Source organism: Pseudomonadota bacterium, from assembly GCA_010028905.1.
In the GTDB taxonomy this organism is placed as follows: Bacteria; Vulcanimicrobiota; Xenobia; order RGZZ01; family RGZZ01; genus RGZZ01.
Window position 1 is genome coordinate 1 of the sequence record RGZZ01000877.1, and the last position, 1199, is coordinate 1199.

The window sequence follows — 1199 nt, forward strand, 5'->3', positions numbered from 1 at the left end:
CGGCGAGCCGTTTGGGTACGTCAGTCCGGTATCGCAAGGGCGATGGGCGTGGGCCTGTGGACTTCCTGTCGCTCAAGAGTTTCGACTTGCTTTGTCAGAAGTCGAAGCCCTTGTCGCCGCGCTGGAGACTGCACCATGAGCGCGTTCACAGAGGTCGAACGGGGCACCCTCCCTACGGGAGAGGCGTTCCGCATCGTCCGGCGCTGGGACGGCTGGACGAGAGCATTCGTGATGATCAACGGCGAGGAGAAGCGGCGCAGCATGCGCTGGCTGAAAGAACGCAACAACAAGGAGAAGCCATGAAGATGAAGAAGTTTCACATCACGTTCGAGCGCTCGATGGACGTCACCGTCATCGCTCCTGAAGACGCGACAGTTGAGGAGATCACCGAGATCGCGGAGCAGCTCGCAGGTGACGACTACGAGATGAACCAGTGGGGCGCAGACCCATGGGAAGCGTACGTGGGCCGGGCCGAGGAGATCGAAGTGGAAGACAAGGACAGGACTCTCGAGCCGCACACGAACACGTACGGGTACACGAGGGGGATTCTCCCGAAGGACAGCCCGCTTCAGACAATCGACCTGGCGCTCTCGGACGAGAGGGTCGATCTGGTCAACATCTACGATGCGACCTGGTGCCTCGCGGAGGCGAAGGCTCCCGAAGGGGGAGAGTCATGATCGCCACCCAGCTAAGGCTCGCGAAGGTGCTGGAGGTCGTTCTGGCCGCCGGTCTGGTGACGGGGGTCGTGCTGACCCTGATAGAGCCGCAAGGAGAAGCCATGATTCTGATCATCCTGCTGGCCTGCAGCGTCCTGAACTACAACGCCGAGGCGAGAGTCACTTCCGTCGCCACGGGAGGGGGCGAAGGCGAGTTCTACGTCGCCTCCGACCTCTACTGTGGGCCGCTCCTGTTCCCGAAGATCCGACGCAGAGTGTGGGCCCCCGTCTCGACGGAGATCACACACTGCGAGACGCACGAGGGGAAGAAGGGGCGGCCTGTCGTGGAGTGCGACAACGTCGCGGACACGGAGTCGATGGGGTGGGCGGTGACGGAACTCGACCGCTTCAGCCTCACGGGCAGTCGCGTGGTGTGCGACTACCTCGTGCTGTTCGGGCCGGGCGGTGAGAACTCGGGATGGACGCCCACCTGAGCCCACGAAGGAGGGGGAGGCAGCTTCCTGGCCTTCGCACGGGCGTGCG

At 63.3% G+C, this 1199-nt stretch carries 2 protein-coding genes; both read left to right on the plus strand.

The window, feature by feature from the left end; genetic code table 11:
* Positions 1–299 precede the first annotated feature (299 nt).
* The gene (locus EB084_26060) at positions 300–677 is read left to right on the plus strand and encodes a hypothetical protein (protein NDD31730.1); all 378 of its coding nucleotides are present in this window, start codon (positions 300–302) and stop codon (positions 675–677) included.
* A complete protein-coding gene (locus EB084_26065) occupies positions 674–1150 on the plus strand; it encodes a hypothetical protein (GenBank protein NDD31731.1) in 477 nt (158 codons plus the stop codon). Before EB084_26060 ends, EB084_26065 begins: the two co-directional genes overlap by 4 nt.
* The last annotated feature ends 49 nt before the right edge of the window (positions 1151–1199 follow it).

Excerpts from the sequence above, each read along its gene's own strand:
- EB084_26065 (NDD31731.1), top strand. The coding sequence starts at position 674 with ATGATCGCCACCCAGCTAAGGCTCGCGAAGGTGCTGGAGGTCGTTCTG.
- EB084_26060 (NDD31730.1), top strand. The coding sequence starts at position 300 with ATGAAGATGAAGAAGTTTCACATCACGTTCGAGCGCTCGATGGACGTC.